Genomic DNA, 19,646 nt, shown 5'->3' with positions numbered 1-19,646 from the left:
CGCTCTCTGTGGCGCTGCTCAGCAGAGAACCCTTGGTTTCCATACGCTGAGCGCGATCAGCGAGCTCTCGCAGACCATCGCGCGCCCGTGCTATATAAGGTGTGCAGGTGCACCCTGACAAAACACTTGGGTAAAATGCAAAAGTGCCGTATTTTGCACATATGAATACTCAAGTATCTATTAAGTACGATAGTTTTGACGATCCTCTAGTGGATGCGGTGGGGCTTGAAGAGACGTCTGAGGACGACTTGTGGTTCTTGCCCGGTCCGATGGAAGAGGAGCCAGATTATCTGCCGCCCGGACCAAGGGCAGAGCTGCGTGAAACCGCAGTCCTCGACGATTGGCGATACGCTGAGGCCGGCAATGCCGCGCGTCTCGCCCGTGTGGCTGGCCGGATCGGCGCGCTGGACGACCGGCTGCGCCGTGGCCCGAAAGGTTGGCGGCACAGGCTCGCGCTGATGGAGGCGGCAGACCTCAGCTGGTTTGTAGGCGACCGAATTGGCCCGGATCGGCTGGCGCTCTGGAAATCCATGCGCTTGTCCGGCGTGCAGGACGACACCGCGGCGCTCGCGCGTGTCGGATGGGCAGTGCGGCGTCTTACAGGCGGCCTTGGACCGGAAGTGGACCTGTCCGCCTTCCTCGACCGCCGCGACCCCGAGAACCTCGGCGTTGAAGCCGAACCGTTCGCGGATCGCGCGGGCGGTTGGCTCGATCTTATGGCGCAAGCCGCCGATCTTCACCCAATCACGCGCGCTTGCATCGGCTTCCATCTCTGGAGTCTCGCGGGCCTCGGGCAGCACGGCGACCGGATGGAAGCGGCGGTCACAGCCGCACGGATCGTGGCCAGTGAGGGCAAGGGGGCGCTCTTCGCGCCTTTGGCCATGGGCGGGGCAGGAGGATTGCGCTCCGGTGGCCCACCCGCTGACCGTCTGTCTCGTTGGCTTGACGGGATGGAGACCGCATGCCTGACCGCAATGCGTCACCTCGATGATATCGAGGCATGGTCGGCGAGGGCGGAAGCCGAGATGAGCCCGCTTTCCGGCCGCACGCCCCCTGCCTTGTGCGCGGTACTTACCGAATGGCCGCTCGTGTCCGCTCCGATGGCCGAGGCCCTGATCGGCGCCAGCCGGGCTGCCGTCCAGCGCAACCTTGCTTGGATGGAAGCGCGTGGTCTGATCCACGAGATGACGGGGCAGGGGCGGTATCGGATGTGGAGGGTCGCAACTTAAGCCGTGCTCTTTGTCGGGGGGCCGACAGTTTATGTTAGAGTCAACGCTTCTGTCCGCCAAACTTGCAGAGAATTCGCGCATCGAGCCCACTTTGATGAATTTTGCTCGAAGCACGAATGTCCGCATGGATGAAAACGAACCGCCCGTGTCCAGTCTTCGTCTCTTGCTGCGGCTTATAAATGCGTGGCCCAGCGAGGATGGCTCTCGTCAATGATCAAGGCATGGCTGTGCCTGCGATGTCCCCTTAGGTGGGGATGGTCGAGTGGCAAATTATCGTGGGTGTGCTCAAGCTCAACGGGATCGCCGGACGGCCAGAGTTTCAGCGCTGCGAGCATTCCGAAGGCGGCGATGAGGGCCAGTCCGATCAGTGCGGGAACGACACCATAGACTGTCAGCAGCCATCCCGACAGCGGATAGGTCACAAGCCAGCAGGCGTGGGACAGCGCGAATTGCGCCGCGAAGAGTGCCGGGCGGTCCCCGGCGTGGGCGGAACGGCGCAGCAGTCGGCCGGAAGGGGTGAGGACAGCGGAATATCCGAGCCCCACCAGCAACCAGGCTGTCAGAAGGATGGACCAGCCAAGGCCCGCTCCAAGGACCGTCAACGCCAGACCGACCAGAGTAGCCACCATCAGCGTGGCTCCGCCGAACATCACGGGCCGGTCCGGCAACACATCGAGAACACGCGGCAGGACCAGCGCGGCGATCATCGACCCTGCGCCGAAGGCGAACATCGTCCAGGCCAGAGCACTTTCCGAAAGGCCGAGCGAGCCGCGCACAAGAACGACGGTATTGACCAGCACCATCGCACCTGCCGCCGCCGCCGCGAGGTTCAATGCCAAGAACCCGCGCAAGCGGGGCGTGGCCAGATAGATGCGGATGCCGCGCGTAGTGCGGTCATAGACACCGCGCGGCTCGGATGGGCGGGGACTGGGCAGCACGACCGAAACAACCAGAAGGGCCGATGCGGCGAAACCGAGGACCGTGCCGAGGAAAAGCGAATTGTAGGACATCACCGCGAGCAGAAGGGCCGCCAGCGTCGGGCTGACGATGTTTTCCAGATCGTAGGCCAGCCGCGACAGCGACAGCGCGCGGGTATAGCGCGCCTCTTCGGGCAGAACGTCCGGGATCGTCGCCTGAAAGGTCGGCGTGAAGGCGGCGGAAGCCGATTGAAGAAGGAAGATCAGGACGTAGACCTGCCAGACCTCGGTCACGAAGGGCAGTGCGAGCGCGACACCGGCACGCACCAGATCGAGCGTCACCAGAAGCGCGCGGCGCGGCACGCGGTCTGCGAAAGCCCCTGCAATGGGCGCGATGCCCACATAAGCAACCATCTTGATGGTGAAGACTGTGCCGAGGACCAGCGCCGCCCCGTCGCCCGAAAGATCAAAGGCGAGCAGGCCGAGTGCGACTGTGGCGAGTCCGGTACCCAGAAGGGCTACGACCTGTGCCAGAAACAGGTGCCGATAAGTGCGGTCGGAGAGAATATCGAGCATGGTCAGCCTCAGAGATATCGGGCGATCGCCCGCAACTCGGCGCGATCAGTTTCAGAACTTTCAACGTCGATACAATGGTCCATGTGATCATGGATCAGCGCACGCTTGGCGTTCGTCACGGCCTTTTCGACCGCTTGCATCTGCTGAGCAATCTCCAGACAGGGTTTGCCCGCCTCGATCATTTCGATCACGGCGCGCAAATGGCCGTCAGCGCGTTTCAGCCGGGCGACAAGGGCGGAATGGGTTGCATGGACTGGATGTTTTGTCATAAAGTAGTTCTATCCCCCCCGGGAGGATAGAACAAGATGGTGCCACGACGCACCACGCTAGAGACGGGCAGACGGGCAGAAACTATGGATACCTTGAGGACAGTTGTAAACGCCGCGTTTGCGACACTCTTATGTTTGGCCGTACTCCTCTGGTCTGTGGTGCCCGCAACCTCGCACGCACCCTCAGTCATCGGCGTCCTTCAAGAGCACGCAGAAATGGTTGCTGAGCACGGTCATTCGCATGGACTGGAAGAAGACCTCGCCTGGGCCATGCATGGACATAGCCATGACAGCATCGATCACGATCACAGTCAGGCGGTCGTGCCTGGCCCCGACCGATCGCCGCACCCGCTCGATATTTATAGAGCCGCATGGCCGTTGAGTTCGGCCACGTCGAACACCTTGCAGACATACCAAATCGAAAGACCTCCGCGCGTCTGATCGACTGCGTGCCAACAGCGCGCTGCATTCGATCATCAACACATATGCGGAGTTCAATCCATGAATACAGTCCACCAGGGCTGGACCGATCCCGGCATACGCCGGATCGTGATCCTGTCCTTCATTGCCCTTTCGGCGCTCGTCCTGGGTGCGGAAAACGCTCTTGCCCATGCCGTCACAGAAGGTGACGCAGGCTATATCCAGGAAATCTGGGGGGTGAACATCATCCCCTTCATGTATCTCGGCGCCAAACACATGGTCACGGGATACGATCACATCCTGTTCCTGCTCGGCGTCGTCTTCTTCCTCTACAAGATGAAGGATGTAGGCATCTATGTCAGCCTCTTCGCCCTCGGGCACTCGACCACGATGCTGGCCGGTGTCTGGTTCGGCTGGGGCATCAACGCCTACATCATCGACGCGATCATCGGCCTTTCGGTCGTCTACAAGGCGCTCGACAATCTCGGGGCTTATCAGCGCTGGTTTGGGTTCCAGCCGAACACCAAGGCCGCAACGCTGATCTTCGGCTTCTTCCACGGCACGGGCCTGGCCACGAAGATCCTAGACTACGAGATCGCGTCAGAGGGCCTACTGGCCAATCTTCTGGCGTTCAACGTGGGCGTCGAGCTTGGCCAGATCATGGCGCTTGCCGTGATCCTCATCGTCATGGGCTTCTGGCGGAAATCCCCAAGCTTCTTCCGCCAAGCCTACACCGCCAACGTCGTCATGATGTCCATGGGATTCATCCTCATGGGCCTGCAAATCACCGGCTACTTCGTAGCCACCTGAGAATTTAGGAGACCAAAATGTTTAACGCAAAAAAACCGAGCCTTGATGAGCTTCCCAGCTCCGCGCAGCTTATCCGTTCCACTGCCATTGCGGCGGCCAGCGCCGTTGCGATCCTTGTGACCGTCGTGCTGCCTGCCGAATACAACATCGACCCGACCGGGATCGGCGGGGTTCTCGGGCTGAGCGAGATGGGTGAGATCAAAGCCCAGCTTGCGGAGGAGGCCGAAGCCGACAGGCTGTTGGAGATCGAAGCCGAAGAGCAGTCGAGCCTTATGAACGATATCTTTGGACTTTTTGTCGGCACGGCATATGCACAGGAGGCCGAAATCTGGCGTGACGAAACCACCTTTACGCTTGCACCCGGCGACAGTGCCGAGTGGAAGCTGGTCATGGAAGAGGGCCAGACGGTGGAATACCGAATGCTGGTCGATGGCGGTCGGGTGAATTTTGACATGCACGGCCACGGCGGCGGCAATTCGGTGACCTATGAAAAGGGCCGCGGTTCGACGGGCGACGAGGGCGAGATCATCGCGGCATTCGACGGCGAACACGGATGGTTCTGGCGGAATCGGGACAGCCAGCCCGCAACCGTGACTGTCCAGGTGCGCGGCGAATACACCGAATTCAAAGACGCAAGTTGACACAAGGGCAGCCACCCGCATGAAAAGATGCGGGTGGTTGCCTGGCTCCGAAACAGACCTTGGATGAGTCCGCAGTCTCGCCTCAGATTTTCCCCTGAAACCAACCTCGGGCATCCGTTGGCTAATCAGTCAGTACCCGCGTGGCAATGTAACGCCTATGTTACAGGATACTTCTTGACCTCCCCCTACTGGAAGCTTGCATAAGGATCGCATGATCTGCGTTTTCCGCCTCATTTTGATTCTTGCATTGAGCTTCGGTGCCGTGGTTGCGCCGGATGTATCGGCAGCGAATGCGGCTGAGGCAGCAATGGCTCAGATGGTGGGCGCTGAAAGCGGGGACGACCATTGCGGCGGATGCGATCCGATCGGATTTGCTGACGGGATAACCTGCGAGGGTGGGTGTACAGTCCCTTGTGGCGCGGGAACTACGGCCGGTATCGTAGCTCGTATGTCAGCGATGACGCTTGAGATGGCCTTCGGTGTTGTCATCCCGGTCGCGGGACCTGTGATCCCGATTGGCGCGGTTCCCTCCCTTGATCCATTTCCTCCCAAGCTGCCTGTCTGAACCTGATAGCGGCCTCGCTTGTTGCGGGGCCTGACCGTTGCCTTGGCCGAAGCTGGCTGAGTGCGACCCTTTCAGATCAAGGCAGAAGTAATGACCCTCAACAGACTGATTTCACGACGGCACGTGCTGCGCACCGGTGCCGCTATCACGGCCATATCCGCTCTGTCACCGGCACGAGTAGCGATGGCAGGTCCGACAGAGGACCCATTCTTGCTACGCGCTGCGGCCGGACAAGCCGCCCTGCGACCGGCACCCTACGGCCCTACCGACGTCTGGAGCTACAACGGATCCCTCCCCGGCCCCGAGATCCGGGTGCGGCAGGGAGACCGAATTCGGGTTCTGGCCCGGAACGGGCTAAATGAAGGGACGACGGTCCACTGGCATGGCATTCGCACACCCAATGCGATGGACGGTGTGCCGTTCCTGACACAGGACCCGATCCCGGTCGGTGGCGAGTTTCTCTACGAATTCGATGCGCTGGACGCAGGTACATTCTGGTATCACCCGCACCAGCGCAGTTCGGAACAGGTCGGGCGCGGGCTTTACGGGCCGCTGATCGTCGAGGAAGCAAACCCGATCCGCGTGGATCGCGATTTGACCTGGATGCTCGATGACTGGCGGATGACCGGCGACGGACAGATTGCGACAGATTTCGGAAGTCGGCACGACGCCGCGCACGGCGGGCGTATCGGCAATTCCGTGACCATCAACGGCCAGATCCCTGACCGTATCGCGGTGCGATCCGGGGAACGCATCCGCCTGAGGTTGGTCAACGCAGCCAATGCCCGGATATTCGGGCTGGATTTCGGGGGGCTTGCACCGGTCGTCGTCGCTCTGGACGGTCAACCCGTGGCACCTCATGCACCAGACAGTGACATCGTGGTGGTCGGCCCGGCCATGCGTGTCGATCTGGTGATCGACATGACCGGCAAGCCTGGCGACGCCCTCACCGTCACCGATGCCTTTTACGAAGGCCTCGAATACCGTCTGGTCGATCTCGCTTACGGGCCTGACAGGCTGCGGGACAGTGTGCCGGATTGGTCGATGGACCTGCCGCCCAACCCGCTGGCCGAACCGGATATGGCGTCGGCTGCGCGGCATCAGATCGTCTTCAACGGCGGCATGATGGGGCAGATGATGATGGGCGGCGGCATGGGGTCCATGATGGAGCAGATGCGCGAAGGCAACATGTGGTTCATCAACGGCGAAGCAGCAACGGGGCACATGATGGATCCATTGCTGGTCCTGCCGCAGGGCACGTCGCATGTGCTGCAGATGGACAATCGCACCGCGTGGCATCACCCGATGCATCTTCATGGACATTCGTTCCGTGTGATCACACGGAACGGGCAACCGACACGGCATCGCGAATGGCAGGACACCGTCCTGATGGCACCGGAGGAACGGGTCGAGATCGCCTTCGTGGCGGACAATCCGGGAGACTGGATGTTCCATTGTCACATCCTGGAACACCAGGCGGCCGGCATGATGGGCATCATACGTGTCGATCCTGGCACGACCAAAACCTGAAACAATCTCACGTAACGATCACCACGAAAGGAAAGAACCGATGAAGAAACTAATTGGACTTGCCAGTCTTGGCACCGCAGGTGCTGCCGCTGTCCTTGTGTCGCGTAGCCCTTAATTGTGAGATGGGAAATCCAACGAAATCAACGGCTGAGCTTTGCCCTTAAATATGAGATTTTGCCTTTAATTCTGATATTTTTGCCCTTAAACCTGAGACAGGGTTCACAGACATTTGCGGCAAATATCGATGAATGATGATGGCGAAGACTCCGTTGCCGTTGGTGCTGAAGAGGCGCGCAGGGCCGCGGTGCTGCGCCCTCTTGTTCAGGCATATCTCAATGGGACTGGCAGCCTGGAACGTGGCATCAATGACGCCGTTTGGGAGCTTGGTGTCAGCAGGGCGACGGTCTGGCGTTGGATAAAACGGTTGGCGGAAGAGGGTGGGCGCACCAGCGCTCTGGCTCCGCGGAAACGGGGCCGCCCGACCGGGACGATGTTAATATCCAGCAAAGTCGAAGCGGTAATCGAGGAGCACCTTCGCCGCTATTTCTTGCGCCGGGAGCGTTCGAGCTTGTCGCGCGTCGTGACAGAAATCCGCAGCGCTTGCTGGCAGGAGGGCTTGCAACCGCCGACACGGCGAACGGTTCAGCGTCGTCTGGATGCGATGGATGCCCGCGAAGTTGCGAAGGCACGAGAGGGCGCAAAGGCGGCCCGCCAGAAATTTGCGCCGGTCACAGGTGAGAACAAGGCCAGTATGCCACTGGAGATCGTCCAAATTGATCATACACCGGCGGACATCATTCTTGTCGACGGCTTTGAACGCAAACCAATTGGGCGGCCTTGGGTCACGCTGGCGATCGACGTCGCAACGCGGATGGTGACCGGATATTACACCTCTCTCGAGGCACCTTCGCGTCTGTCAGTGGCGCTTTGCCTGACACAGGCGGTGGCCCTCAAGGAGGAACTTCTTGCGGAATTGGCGTGCGATGTTCCTTGGCCGGCACAGGGCAAACCGCACAGCATCCACGTCGATAACGGTCGCGATTTCCGGTCGCGCGCCTTTCGGTCGGCCTGTGCGGATTGGGGGATCGATCTGGTCTATCGACCGCCAGCAAGTCCTCACTTCGGTGGTCACATCGAACGGTTGATCGGCACCATGATGGGGGCCGTTCACCTGTTGCCGGGAACAACGCAATCCTCGATCGCGGCAAAGGGCGACTATGACGCCGAAAGCAAGGCCACGATGACGTTGAGCGAATTCGATCGCTGGTTTGCTCTGGAAATCTGCCGTTACAACAACAGCATTCATTCAAGTCTTGGCTGCACGCCCGTTGCCAAATGGGAGGCGCTCTCAGAGCAAATGACAGGCGACATCCCCTTCGAGATGGAAGCCTTTCAGGTGAGCTTCCTGCCGAGTGAACTGCGCAAGATCAGGCGTGACGGCATCCATCTGTTCCAGATAAGGTACTGGTCCGATGCCCTTGCAGGCCACATTGGGCGCGGGGATGGAAAGGTGGTCGTTCGCTACGATCCTCGCGATATCTCAATGATCTGGGTCGAACTGGACGATGGCCGGTATGTTGAGGCGCGGTACAGAAACCTGGAAATTCCGCCCGTCTCGCTCTGGGAATATCGCGAAGCGATGAGGAAGGCCCGTGCCCTTGGCAAGTCCGGGTCTAATGAGCTGGTGCTGGCTGAGCTGATCCGACAGCAACGCCAGATCGAAGCTGAAAGCCGGGGCCTGACGAAGGCCGAACGCAGAACCCGTGAAAGAAAAGGGACATTGAAGGGCACGAACTCGGCCGTCTCGACAACCGAAGGGCTGCGCCCGATCGATACGGGTGATACATCGCGCCCATTGTTCAAGGTGGAGAGATGGTGAATTGAGGGCAGGGACAACTGAAGAAGACGGCCGGATCGCCCTCATTCAATCGGATATCTGGATCGGCTTTCCTCGGGCGGAACAGGTGTTGGACCGCTTGCAGGGCATGATCGAAGCGCCACGACAAACCCGTATGCCTGGGCTTCTTGTGCATGGCGCCTCCGGGATCGGAAAGACGATGATTGCCCGAAACCTGTCGCGCAAGTACGCACCAGAATACGATCCGGCGTCGGGCATCACCCGCACACCGCTTCTGCTGTTGCAAGCGCCGCCCGCACCTGATGAACGGCGGTTTTACCTGCACATCCTGGCCGCCGTCGGCGCCCCGGCGACGGCTCTTAGCGCCCGCGCTCAAAATGTGGCTTCCCTCGAAGTCCGTGTCATCGCGCTCTTACGCGACCTTGGCCTGCGGATGATCATGATCGACGAGGTCCACAATCTCTTGGCCGGGACCCACCGCGAACAGCGCCGATTTCTCAATGTCCTGCGGTATCTCAGCAATGAACTCGAGGTGTCACTGGTCTGCCTTGGGGTCAGCGAGGCCGTCGATGCTATTCGCGGTGATATCCAGCTTGCCCGACGGCTGGACGAACATCATCTGCCAAACTGGCGCGACGATGCCGAGTTCTCGGACATGATCCAGACCCTTATTGCTGCCATGCCACTGGAAAAGAAGTCCAACCTGAAGGTCAAATCTCTCAAGCAGGTCTTGGCACTGACCGGTGGGGTGACCTCGCGCATCTTCGCTCTGGTCAAGGATCTTTCCATCGACGCCATTATCACAGGCGAGGAATGCATCACCGATGACGCAATCGCAAAATGGACGCCGGTTTGGTCGCGCCATGCGAACCCCCATCGGCGGCTCCAGAAGTCCCGGGTGTGAAGCCGCACCCGCTGCCCAAGACTGTCGCGCCGCTGCCAGACGAGTTGTTGTCAGGTTGGTTGTCTCGGCTGGCGGCGGCCAACTACTGTGATGATGCGGAACTACTGGCTCATCTCAGAATCGATACCGCGCATGGCACCGCCTTGGACTTCAACGTCGACGCGGCTGCGGCGGCGAAGATTGCCAACGCCGCACGGGTTAACCCAGATGTTGTTCGATCTTTGACCTTTCCGGCAATGACGCCACGAGAAGCCTCGCTGACGGCTCAGATGCCATTCCAGCATTGCATGCAATGCGCCAGAGAGGGTCTTTCGCTCAGGCATTGGAGGCGGGCCTGGGCATTTGACTGCCAAGTTTGCGGGACGAGACTTGTGCAGACCCTTGGCAAACTCCGTGAGGAACAAATATCTGGAAAACTGATATACCGAGCGCGCCGCGGGGCAGAGATGCTTGAGTGCGCCGCGCGCTCGCGCGGCCCCAAGCAACTTCGGCGCGCAATGCGCGCAGTCACCTTTGCCATGTCACTCAAAACCTTCCGCGGGGATCCGTCGTTCGCTGTCCAGAACCCCAGATCGGAAGTTAGGCTGTTCTGCCTCGCCGCAATCGCCGCCGCTCGATCTCATCCCTTGGCTAAGGCAGCCATCGTCAGCAAAAGCATCGACGACTATGCAAGGGTTGCTCTCTTGCGCGCCTTCGAGAAGGAGCCTCGATTGCTTGCCGCGGTTGATCACATCGCGCAAAGGTGCGCGAGAAACAGGGGCCCCATGACAGCCGTATCTCACAATTAAGGGCAAAAATTGTCGCCAAACGCGTCGCGTCTCAGATTAAAGGGCAACGCGACACGCGCCATGGCCCCGGCGACCAACCCGCGGAAACCGCGCAACAGACCCTGACGTGCCCCGGACAAATCCATCATTGCCGCCTCAGCGCGCCCTGGCTCCATCCATAGAGCAGGCCGAGAAACAGGATCGCGAGAAAAACGCCCATGTCGAGCAGGGCGACCAGCCCCTCTTCGCGGTAAACGACCGCCCAAGGGTACATGAAGGCCATCTCCATATCGAAGGCCAGAAACAGGAGCGCATAGCCGTAATACTTGGCGTGGTATCGGACCCAGACCGGATCGCGCGCCAAAGTGCCGGCGGTTGCGGGCACATCCTTGGCCGGTTCCGCCCGCGCCCGCCCGATCGCACGGGCGAGGGCATAGAGGCTCAGGACCAGCCCGACCGTGCCAAGCGTCAGGCCGAGCAGAATGGCGTATTGCGTCAGTTCACTCATGTCCGCCCTGGCTCCTGTCGTGCTTGGCCGGTTTTTCCCGTTCGGGTGCTGCGCCCCAATCAGGTGCGCGCCGTCCGTTTTTGACCACGTTTAGTCGAAGACGCCCAAAAAGAAAAACGATTACAAGAAATTTCTTCTCGAAGCTGAAGATGTTACGCGAGACGTCGAGACTGTGAAAAACATTGTGCTATTGTCTTCCGCAACCATTCAGATAAATTTCAATGGCGCGATGGATTGCCGACTTCAAAATCATTGATATTGGAATTTCGCCTTGGAATGGATAGGTTCATGGTATCTGCCCATGGCGACATGTTTGATGACTGCGCCTGCCGGGTTGGATCGGACTTTCTATGCAAGGGCGGCGTGCAACCATGTCGGAAACTAAAAACCATATCGCAAAGGGCAGCGGCGCCGGTCAGCCCGGCCTTGAAGCAACTCTGTCGGTGAACAGAAACGCGTTTTTGGGCTTCCTAGTCAAACGGCTGGGAAACCGAGCCGATGCTGAGGACGTGCTGCAGGAATTTTGCATCCGCGTTCTGGCACGTAAGGATCAGCTGCGCGAGGCGGACCGCATGGATGCCTGGCTTTACGCGGTGTTGCGGTCAGCGCTAAATGATCACTATCGCAAGTCGGGACGGTCCAGGCGTCTAAAGGAGGCTGTTGCACTGGAGGCTCAGTCTGCCGTTGTCACGGATGACCCGGTCGAAGATATGGACGTGATCTGCAACTGCGTCAAAGGGTTGGTCACCGAACTGCGCCCGGGTGATGCAGACCTGATCCGCCGAATTGACATCGACGACGAGGATCGCGGCATTGTGGCAGCTGACCTCGGGCTCAAGTCCGGGACATTGAATGTGCGTCTCCACCGCGCCCGCGCTGCTTTTGGTGACGCGTTGATGGCCCACTGCGGCCCTTGTTGCCGTCATGGCTTTGACGATTGTTCCTGTCCGCCGGACGGCTGCGAGCATCCGGTTGAAGAGACCGATTGCGAGGACCAACACACCGCGTCTTGAGGCGATTTTGTAATGCTGCGCTTCAAACGGCGTCTTCATGCAGAAGCCGCTCGGGAGGATCGTATGCCCACGGAACCGGCAGATGCGCAGGCAGTCGCAGACTTGATATCGGATGTGTTCTGCGAGTGTCGAAGCACTGTTCAAGCCGATGTTTGAAGGTTGTCGGGCGAGTTGTTTCTGAAAGTCGATGTCGAAGGGCGAAGCCTTCGGTCTGCGGCAGACGCGGTCGGGCTCAGCACAGGTGACGCCAAAACAGTTCTTTTTCTGTTCCGCCGCCAGATGGCCAGTGCTTTGGTAGCGTCAGTCCTCACAGTACCGGCGTCGGACGCAGATCAAACACGCGGGGAAGGGAGGGGAAAGAGGACCCATTGAGTGGTCGGCTCACGGACCGCACCCCAATGTGTGTAACGAAAGGACAGAGCCGGCGTCTACCCTTATGAACCGCGCAATCAGCGTTCATCAGTAAGGAAGACAGACATGTTCGGACCTCTCATTCTGGTTGGTATCCTCGTTTCGGTTTTGCTCGCCAGCAGAATAGTCGAAGCACATCGTGACGGCATTGTTGTCGAAGAAGCGCTCGTGGCCATCCCTGTAAAAAGCCCTCAAGACAGGAACCGACGCTAGGCGCAAGGCAGGGAAGGCCGCCCGCAGACCACATGACGCCACAGTGACCAAACCAACCAACACAGTCTAAGCCCGCAAGACGAAGCGCAATAATCAATGACCGACCAGACAGCCCGCCCTGCCATTCACGCGCCGGTACCATGGCAGCGTCCCGGAAGCCCTGACGTTCAGCCTACGACGACCCCTTGGACAGGCCGGTAAAAAATACAGAGAATCGCCGTTGTGATTCCGTAGAGCGCGCCATTTACTTGTCGGATTTAGGCAAACAGTTCAGGACATTCACGGGCGCACTTATTTGTCAGGATGATGTAGACCAGATGCAGCGTCGCAAGTCCTGCCAGCAGGCAGAAGAAAGAGATGTAGGCATATTGCAGGAAAGCAATATCGACCACGATCACCGCCACCAGCGTCAAGGCGAAATGGCGCACATGTTTGTAGTGCGACAGGGCCGGCGGCAGGGTGATGAGGGTCACGTAGATCGTGTTGGTCAACCACCGCGGCATCATGAAATCGAGCCACATGGATTTTTCATAGGCCAGCGACTGGTTGTTGATCTCTACCACAACCATGTCGCTGTTGAGCCCGTGCGGGATGTATAGCAGCAGGCCGAAGGCCAGTCCGATCAGCGCCATGAGGCGGAACAATCGCTTGCGCGGACTGTCGTCCGGCTCCAGCACATAAACCGAGAAGGGAACCCATATCGGCCACATGAACCACGTGAAGAAGATGAACCCCATTGCCCCCCACAAGACCGTCAGGGGATCATTTCCGTTCATGCCAACCCACACGAAACCCTCAGTGAATTGCTGAAGACCTGCGAAAAGCGGCATCAATGCAAGCGGGAGATAGCGTTTGTTGCGCTGGAAGGCCACGATTGAAATGGCGGCCCCACCCCCGACAAGGAAAACGCTTGCAGCAAAACTGACTTGGGCCGACAGGCACATGGCATTTTCCTTTTCAGGCCTACTCTCTGTTTCCAAACGTAAGCGACTTCTACAGCCTTGAAAAGAATGCAAATCGTCAGCCGCAGGATTGGTCCGGCTCCCCCCAAAAACAGGAGGCGGAAGGCCTGCTCCGCGTCGCCGCGGCAGTCACGCGGGCGCAGAGGCTAAAGCGGCACGATTGAACGCCGGGTCTCCGGCTGGTCCATCTCGTACGGCGGTGCCGGCTCGACGCTCTTTTCCGAGCTGGGCCGGCTGGCGGGCAGGACGCTGATCGCGCTGGCCGGGCTGACCGCGGTGCTGATCGGGCTGGGCTACAAGGCGGCGCTGGTGCCGTTCCAGTTTTGGGCACCCGACGCCTATGACGGCGCGCCGGTGTCCGTGGCCGCCTATCTGTCGGTAATTACCAAGGTCGCGGCAATCTTCGCCTTCGCGCAGATCTTGCGCGACCTACCGGTCGGTACCAGCTGGCCGATGGTGGTCGCGCTAATCGCCGCCATGACGATGACGTGCGGCTACCTGGCGGCGCTGGTGCAAAGCAACGAGGTGCGCCTGCTGGCCTATTCGTCGATGGCGCAGGCGGGTTATTTCATGATGGGGATCGTGGATCTGGGGCCAGGCTTGCTGGCGCTGCCCTCGGTGATCGTGTTCAGCGCGGCCTATGTGGCGATGAATCTCGGCGCCTTCGCGGTGATCATGGTCGCCGGACGCAGCCTTGACGACTTCCGGGGCTTCGGCCGCGCGCGCCCTGTGATCGGCGTAGCGATGGTGGTGTTCCTGCTGTCAATGACGGGCATTCCGCCGCTTTTCTGCTTTTTCGGCAAGGTGCTGCTCTTCGGTACGGCGATCGAGGCGGGCTATCTGTGGCTGGCGGTGATCGGCATTCTCAACAGCGTGCTGGCGCTGGCGGCCTACCTGCGCATCGTGGTGCCGATGTGTCAGCCGCGAGAGTCCGGACAGGACAGCGCCGCCCCGGCGCCGCCGCTGATGATCGTGTTGGGCGCGACCGCGCCGATCACGCTGCTCATGGGGTAGCTTGCAGGGATGTTTCCTGGGTGACTGCAACTGAGCGCAATCGCACGTCGGGGGCAACTCGCCGATCAGGGGGCGAGCAGCATGCTGATGTCGTTATATGCGCGGCGGGTCGCCACGGCGCCTGCCGCAATACAATGACGCTTTTGCCGGAATTCCAGTGTGCCGATGGTCTGGCTGAAAGCGGGTCGGATCACAAAATCCGCTTGCTCAAAACGCAGTCGCGCATGTTCATACTGGCAGACCTCGATGGATCGCATCATCGCCTGCAAGCCGTTTTTCGGGCCAGTCGCGTTTTCGCGCTGGCTGGGATCCACAGCGATCACGACTTCCGCGCCGGTGGCCCTGGCGACGTCCACCGGCGCGATATCGGAATAGGCTCCGTCCATCAGTACATACGGATCATCGACAAGGGGCGGCAGTATTCCGGCCAGCGCCGCGCTTGAATAGACATAATCAGTGGCATCTCCCTTGCCGAATACCACGCGTTGGCCAGACAGCATGTCGGTTGCACAGACAAAAGCCGGGATGCGGCCGTCCTGCAGGTTCTTGCCCTTGGTCAGGCCGGACAGGACACTGCGGCCCCAGGTCTCGGTGCGCGCGCCTGATCCCCAGCCAAAATACATGTCCCGCGCGGCAAGCAAAGCAAGCCGCATTCCCCTGATCCTTGCAGCCATTCCAGGCACGCGAAAGTCCGGTGTTGCCGGAAACCCGCTGGTATCCATGCCCACGAGTGCGTCGTACCATTTGTCATTAAGAGCATACGTAGCACCGACAACCGCGCCCATCGACACGCCCACGACGGCGCTTGGGATGTAGCCCCTGGCGATCAAAGCTCTGAGTACGCCAGCATGCGAGAGGCCCCTTGCCCCGCCGCCACTTAGCACGAGGGCAAAGCACTTGTGGGTTGCAGTGCTCGCTTTGGTCATGCTGCTCAATTCAAACTCCGCAATTTGGCTTTTCGTCAATTGGTTGGTCCCAGGCTGCCCGACCCTGCGCCAGTGCGCGCCATACGGAAATACTGACGCGAGTGGACGTAAAGCGTTACCGTCTCATGGGTGACACCAGCGGCAGTGCCTGCGAAGATTTTCGCCGGACACTGTAACGTCCGATGCCTGGCAACGTCTATTCCCCTGACGGTCCTTCGCGACCGCAAGGATTAATCGACAGGAGCCAGCATTGAAAACCTTGACCCTTGAGGTCCGCGGATTGTTCGAGGAACTCGATCATCTCGCGGTCGAACGTCATGTATCCGCCCTCGACGGCGTTCACCGGGCGGAAGCGAACCCTGCGTCTGCCAGTGTGACAGTGCAGTACGACGAAACGGTGGTGAACGAGGAGGCGCTGCGCAAGGCGATCGACGCCTGCGGCTTTCACTGCGCCGGAGAGCGTATGCCGAACCATATCTGCCAGATGGACCACACCGGCCATGAAGACCACGCGGCGCATGGCGCGACAGGGCCCGTTGCCAAGGACGCGATGGCCCATGAGATGGGTCACGGCGGCGGCATGGAGATGGCCGACATGGTCCGCGACATGCGCAACCGGTTCTGGGTGGCGCTGCTCTTTACCATCCCGATCTTCATCTACTCGCCGATGGGCGGCATGTTCACGCCCCCGGTGCCGCCTTTCGGCCTGAGGCTGGACCTTTGGCTGTTCTTCCTCGGCAGCGCGGGCATCGTCTGGCCCAGTTGGCCGTTTTTCGTAGCCGCTTGGCGGGCGCTGAAGAACGGCATCCTCAACATGGCCGTGCTCGTCGTGCTGTCGGTCGGCACCGGATATGTGTTCAGCGTCGGCTCGACCTTCTTCTTTCCCGGCGTGCAGTTCTACGAGGCGGTCGCGGTGCTGCTGGTCTTCATCCTGTTGGGCCACTGGCTGGAAATGCGGGCGCGCGCCGGTGCCTCTGCGGCGATCCGGGCGCTGCTCGATCTCGCGCCGCCGATGGCCACGGTGATCCGCGACGGGCAGGAGACCGAGGTGCCGACCTCCGAAGTGCTTCAGGGCGAAACGGTGGTGATCCGCCCGGGAAACAAGATTCCGGTGGACGGCGAGGTTTTGGAAGGATCTTCGCTGGTCGACGAGTCGATGCTGACGGGCGAGTCGATGCCGGTGAACAAGAGCTTGGGCGATACCGTCATCGGCGCCACGATCAATAAGACCGGCACGTTCCGCTACCGCGCCACCAAGGTCGGCGCCGACACCGCGCTGGCTCAGATCGTCAAGCTGGTGCAGGAGGCGCAGAACTCGAAGGCACCGGCACAGCTTCTGGCCGACCGGGCGTCGCAATGGCTGGTCCTCATCGCCATCGTGATCGGGCTGGCCACCTTCGCGGTCTGGTTCTGGTGGATCGGATCGCCGCTGCTGTTCGCGCTTACACTGACGATCACCGTTTTCGTCATCGCCTGCCCGGATGCGCTTGGGCTGGCCACGCCAATGGCTGTCATGGTGGGCACCGGGTTGGGGGCGCAGCACGGCATCCTGTTCAAGAATGCCGGGGCGCTCGAGGATGCGACCAAGCTCGACGTGATCGTCTTCGACAAGACCGGCACGCTGACGATGGGCGAGCCGCGCGTTGTCGAACTCGTCGCGGCCGACGGGAGTACCGAGGATGATGCGCTGCGCGCCGCGGCCTCTGTCGATCGCGGATCGGATCACCCCTTGGCGCTGGCCATCGTCCAGCGCGCCGAGGGGCTCGATGTGCCGCAGATGGCCGGCTTCGAGAACCTTGAAGGCCGCGGCGCACGCGCCGAGATCGCGGGCGAGCCAGTGCTGGTCGGCAACCGCCGGCTGATGGACGAGCAAGGCATCGACCTTGGCGCGCTGGATGCCGAAGCCGAGCGCCTGAAGGGCGAGGGCCGCACCGTGGTGCATGTGGCGAAGGGCGGGCGGATGCTCGGGCTGATCGCCATCGCCGATGCACCGCGCCCAAGCGCCATGGCCGCCGTGGCCAAGCTGCGCGAACGCGGCGTCGAGGTGGCGATGCTGACCGGCGACAACGAGGGCACGGCGCGGCGGATCGCGGCCGAGTTGGGCATCGACATGGTGCTGGCCGACGTGCTGCCCGGTCAGAAGGCCGAGAAGGTCAAGGAGCTTCAGGCCAAGGGCAAGAAGGTGGGCATGGTCGGCGACGGCGTCAATGACGCGCCCGCGCTGACCCAGGCCGATGTCGGCTTTGCCATCGGCGCGGGCACGGATGTGGCGATGGAAAGCGCCGATGTCGTGCTGATGAAAAGCGATCCCTACGATGTCGTGGGCGCGATCGAGCTGTCGCGCGCCACCCTGCGCAAGATGCACCAGAACCTGTTCTGGGCGGTGGCCTACAACGTGATCGCCTTCCCCGCTGCAGCGGGCGTGTTCTACCCGCTGATCATCAGCCCTGCCGTCGCCGCAATTGCCATGTCGGGCAGCTCGGCGCTGGTCGCGGTCAACGCGCTGCTGCTCAAGCGGACGCGGCTGGAAGGGATCAGCGAAGGCCAAGGCGGCGCAGGTGATCGGCGGAACCCGGTGGATTCTGAAACCATCCTGGAGCCGGGTTCCACACCACAAACACACCAAACGCATTGAATGAAGGGGAGGCCACGATGACTGATACATCTACAGACAAGAAGCCCGACGGGAGCGGACTGGCAGCACGATTTCCCACCGCCTATTCCATCCTTTTTCTGCTGATCATCGCCGTTGCGGCCCTGACCTGGATCATCCCTGCCGGGCAGTACGACCGCGCGATGAATGAAGAGGTCGGGCGCGAGATCGCGGTGCCGGGCACCTATCAGACGGTCGAAGCCAATCCGCAGGGCTTCGTGGATGTCATGCTGGCACCTGTCGCCGGGTTCTATGACCCCGACAGCTATGCCGCCAATGCCATCGACGTGGCGCTGTTCGTGCTGCTCCTGGGCGGTTTTCTGGGGGTGGTAAACGCGACAAATGCGATCGACACGGGGATCCAGGCGGCGATGGTCCGCCTGAAGGGCCGCGAGATCTGGATGATCCCGATCCTTATGTCGCTCTTCGCCCTGGGCGGAACGACCTACGGCATGGCCGAGGAAACGCTGGCCTTCTACGCGCTGCTGATCCCGGTGGTCATCGCCGCGGGATACGATTCCGTGACCGGCGTGGCGATCATCCTGATCGGCGCGGGCATCGGCACGCTGGGCTCGACGATCAACCCTTTCGCCACGGTGATCGCCTCCAACGCGGCGGGCATTCCGTTCACCGAAGGCATCGCCTTGCGGCTGGTCATCCTGCTGGGCGGCCTCGCGATCTGCATTGCCTATGTCATGCGCTACGCCTCCAGGGTCAAGGCGGACCCGGCGCGATCCGTCGTCGCGGCGCAACGCGAAAGCGACCGGCGGTTTTTCCTGAAAGAGACGGACGCGGAATTCAGCGAGCCGAAGCTGACCGGCACCCAGAAGCTGGTTCTGCTCCTGTTCTTCGCCACCTTTGCCGTCATGATCTGGGGCGTGTCGAGCCAGGGCTGGTGGATGGCCCGGATGGGGGCGCTGTTCTTCGGCATGGCCATCGTCGTCGGGGTTGTCGCGCGATTGGGCGAGAAGAAACTGACCTCGGCCTTTGTCGACGGCGCCAGGGATCTGCTGGGCGTGGCGCTGGTGATCGGGCTGGCGCGCGGCATCGTCGTCATCATGGAACAGGGCCTGATCGCCGATACCATCCTCAACAGCGCGGCCGACACCCTCGGCGGCCTGCCGGAAATCGCGTTCATCAACCTGATGCTCTGGATTGAGATCGGGATGAGCTTCCTCGTACCTTCATCTTCCGGACTGGCGGTTCTGTCGATGCCCATCCTCGCCCCACTGGGGGATTTTGCGGGCGTCGGTCGCGACCTTGTGGTGACGGCCTATCAATCCGCAAGCGGGCTGGTGAACCTGATCACGCCCACATCCGCAGTGGTGATCGGCGGTCTGGCGATCGGACGCGTATCGTTTGATCGGTGGGTTGTCTTCGTATGGCCATTACTGCTGATCCTCGTCGTCTTCATCTCGGCCAGCATCAGCTTGGCCGCCATTCTTTGACTGAATACATAG

16 protein-coding genes are annotated in these 19,646 nt (G+C 60.8%); 11 read left to right on the top strand and 5 right to left on the bottom strand.

Annotated features, from left to right (window positions below):
- The first annotated feature begins 161 nt into the window (after positions 1-161).
- On the top strand, positions 162-1,229 hold the full coding sequence (locus ACSSV4_RS15530) for a hypothetical protein (protein WP_454276006.1): 1,068 nt from the start codon (positions 162-164) through the stop codon (positions 1,227-1,229).
- A gap of 173 nt (positions 1,230-1,402) precedes the next feature.
- On the opposite strand, the gene ACSSV4_RS15525 is transcribed toward ACSSV4_RS15530, so the two are convergent.
- Both ACSSV4_RS15525 and ACSSV4_RS15520 read right to left on the bottom strand, forming a co-directional pair.
- Positions 1,403-2,722: an MFS transporter gene (locus tag ACSSV4_RS15525; RefSeq protein WP_454276005.1), complete on the bottom strand. Its 1,320-nt coding sequence runs from the start codon at positions 2,720-2,722 to the stop codon at positions 1,403-1,405.
- A gap of 8 nt (positions 2,723-2,730) precedes the next feature.
- Positions 2,731-2,991, bottom strand: coding sequence for a metal-sensing transcriptional repressor (locus ACSSV4_RS15520; RefSeq protein WP_454276004.1), 261 nt, complete (start codon positions 2,989-2,991; stop codon positions 2,731-2,733).
- A gap of 501 nt (positions 2,992-3,492) precedes the next feature.
- Here ACSSV4_RS15520 and ACSSV4_RS15515 point away from each other — a divergent pair.
- The 6 genes from ACSSV4_RS15515 to ACSSV4_RS15490 all read left to right on the top strand — a co-directional run bounded on the left by ACSSV4_RS15515 (position 3,493) and on the right by ACSSV4_RS15490 (position 10,507).
- Positions 3,493-4,221: a HupE/UreJ family protein gene (locus ACSSV4_RS15515; protein ID WP_009820205.1), complete on the top strand. Its 729-nt coding sequence runs from the start codon at positions 3,493-3,495 to the stop codon at positions 4,219-4,221.
- A 17-nt stretch (positions 4,222-4,238) separates the two neighbouring features.
- A complete protein-coding gene (locus ACSSV4_RS15510; RefSeq protein ID WP_007121517.1) occupies positions 4,239-4,862 on the top strand; it encodes a hypothetical protein in 624 nt (207 codons plus the stop codon).
- 775 nt (positions 4,863-5,637) lie between these two features.
- Positions 5,638-6,957, top strand: coding sequence for a multicopper oxidase family protein (locus tag ACSSV4_RS15505; protein ID WP_454276003.1), 1,320 nt, complete (start codon positions 5,638-5,640; stop codon positions 6,955-6,957).
- Between the two features lie 244 nt (positions 6,958-7,201).
- Entirely contained in the window at positions 7,202-8,836 is a 1,635-nt protein-coding gene (locus ACSSV4_RS15500; protein WP_140849483.1) for a Mu transposase C-terminal domain-containing protein, read from the top strand.
- Position 8,837: 1 nt separating this feature from the next.
- Positions 8,838-9,719, top strand: coding sequence for a TniB family NTP-binding protein (locus tag ACSSV4_RS15495; protein ID WP_038147410.1), 882 nt, complete (start codon positions 8,838-8,840; stop codon positions 9,717-9,719).
- Complete coding sequence (locus ACSSV4_RS15490; RefSeq protein WP_038147409.1) at positions 9,716-10,507, top strand: TniQ family protein; 792 nt, start codon at positions 9,716-9,718, stop codon at positions 10,505-10,507. The genes ACSSV4_RS15495 and ACSSV4_RS15490 overlap by 4 nt, the downstream gene beginning before the upstream one ends.
- 124 nt (positions 10,508-10,631) lie before the next feature.
- On the opposite strand, the gene ACSSV4_RS15485 is transcribed toward ACSSV4_RS15490, so the two are convergent.
- Positions 10,632-10,994: an NADH-quinone oxidoreductase subunit A gene (locus tag ACSSV4_RS15485; RefSeq protein ID WP_017468394.1), complete on the bottom strand. Its 363-nt coding sequence runs from the start codon at positions 10,992-10,994 to the stop codon at positions 10,632-10,634.
- A gap of 371 nt (positions 10,995-11,365) precedes the next feature.
- On the opposite strand from ACSSV4_RS15485, the gene ACSSV4_RS15480 reads away from it, so the two are divergent.
- Positions 11,366-12,007: an RNA polymerase sigma factor gene (locus tag ACSSV4_RS15480; RefSeq protein ID WP_149789481.1), complete on the top strand. Its 642-nt coding sequence runs from the start codon at positions 11,366-11,368 to the stop codon at positions 12,005-12,007.
- A gap of 881 nt (positions 12,008-12,888) precedes the next feature.
- Here the strand turns inward: ACSSV4_RS15480 and ACSSV4_RS15475 are convergent.
- Positions 12,889-13,575: a DUF6629 family protein gene (locus ACSSV4_RS15475; RefSeq protein ID WP_043847429.1), complete on the bottom strand. Its 687-nt coding sequence runs from the start codon at positions 13,573-13,575 to the stop codon at positions 12,889-12,891.
- A 177-nt stretch (positions 13,576-13,752) separates the two neighbouring features.
- Here ACSSV4_RS15475 and ACSSV4_RS15470 point away from each other — a divergent pair, with 177 nt between their 5' ends.
- Positions 13,753-14,607 (top strand): NADH-quinone oxidoreductase subunit N, encoded by an 855-nt coding sequence (locus ACSSV4_RS15470; protein WP_081749910.1) that lies wholly within the window; start codon positions 13,753-13,755, stop codon positions 14,605-14,607.
- Between the two features lie 65 nt (positions 14,608-14,672).
- Here the strand turns inward: ACSSV4_RS15470 and ACSSV4_RS15465 are convergent, their stop codons facing one another.
- Complete coding sequence (locus ACSSV4_RS15465; RefSeq protein WP_088665105.1) at positions 14,673-15,533, bottom strand: patatin-like phospholipase family protein; 861 nt, start codon at positions 15,531-15,533, stop codon at positions 14,673-14,675.
- Between the two features lie 250 nt (positions 15,534-15,783).
- Between ACSSV4_RS15465 and ACSSV4_RS15460 the strand changes: the two genes are divergently transcribed.
- Positions 15,784-18,168 (top strand): heavy metal translocating P-type ATPase, encoded by a 2,385-nt coding sequence (locus tag ACSSV4_RS15460; protein WP_149789480.1) that lies wholly within the window; start codon positions 15,784-15,786, stop codon positions 18,166-18,168.
- A 17-nt stretch (positions 18,169-18,185) separates the two neighbouring features.
- Entirely contained in the window at positions 18,186-19,634 is a 1,449-nt protein-coding gene (locus ACSSV4_RS15455) for a YfcC family protein (protein WP_149789479.1), read from the top strand.
- Positions 19,635-19,646: the final 12 nt, after the last annotated feature.

The sequence above is a fragment of the Roseovarius sp. MBR-154 genome, assembly GCF_053628595.1.
The sequence above is the reverse complement of the archived record's forward strand: the minus strand, read 5'-3'. Positions and strand labels throughout refer to the sequence as shown.